We start from the raw sequence: 278 nt of genomic DNA on the forward strand, positions 1-278 counted from the left end.
TGGAAGGGGCGCAGATGCACCGTCTGCGGATGCGCGCTGGTCAGCACGTCGAAAGGATGGCGCACGCAATAGATCAGGCCGATGCCGGCGGGCAGCTGCCATAGCAGCTCATGGCTCTCGGCGGTGCGCTTGACGACGAGATTGGCATGCGGGCGCTTCAGTTCGAGCAGCTTCGGGAACGGCGATTCGAATTCATGGACATAGGTATCGTCGAAGCAGCCCATCAGCCGGCGAGCGAGCGTGGTTCCGCTGCGCGCGCAGCCGGCAATGAATATCCG

At 63.3% G+C, this 278-nt stretch carries 1 pseudogene; it reads right to left on the reverse strand.

Annotated elements, in window-relative coordinates:
• Positions 1-278: pseudogene (locus EN824_RS35595) on the reverse strand (sulfotransferase); the annotation flags it as partial.

It is taken from the genome of Mesorhizobium sp. M8A.F.Ca.ET.181.01.1.1, from assembly GCF_004792025.1.
In the GTDB taxonomy this organism is placed as follows: domain Bacteria; phylum Pseudomonadota; class Alphaproteobacteria; order Rhizobiales; family Rhizobiaceae; genus Mesorhizobium.